Below are 278 nucleotides of genomic sequence, written 5' to 3'. Positions count from 1 at the left end.
ACCGCTCTGGTGCGCCAGGCCTTCGGCGCCCGCATCACCGACTCCCTCCGCCCTATCAACGCCACCTACGGTGCGCTTCATAGCTGGCACAAGGTTGGCCAAGCGGTCGATTTCATACCGGCAGGTGGCTTGCTCACGATCACGCGCGCGCAGATCCGCGCACTGATGGCCGCTCATGGCATTCGCCTGCTCGAACTGCTCGGGCCGGGTGATTCCGGCCATTCCAACCATTGGCACGTCGCCTTCGCCCGGCCTGGTCAAGTCATCGACCATATCCG

Annotated in this window: 1 protein-coding gene; it reads left to right on the top strand. The window is 64.4% G+C overall.

Going from position 1 to position 278, the window contains the following annotated elements:
• On the top strand, positions 1-278 hold a 278-nt coding region (locus ACZ3HG_RS23435), incomplete at both ends, for a M15 family metallopeptidase domain-containing protein (protein ID WP_465334732.1).

It is taken from the genome of Erwinia sp. PME.40.26/001, assembly GCF_055556675.1.
The sequence above is the reverse complement of the archived record's forward strand: the minus strand, read 5'-3'. Positions and strand labels throughout refer to the sequence as shown.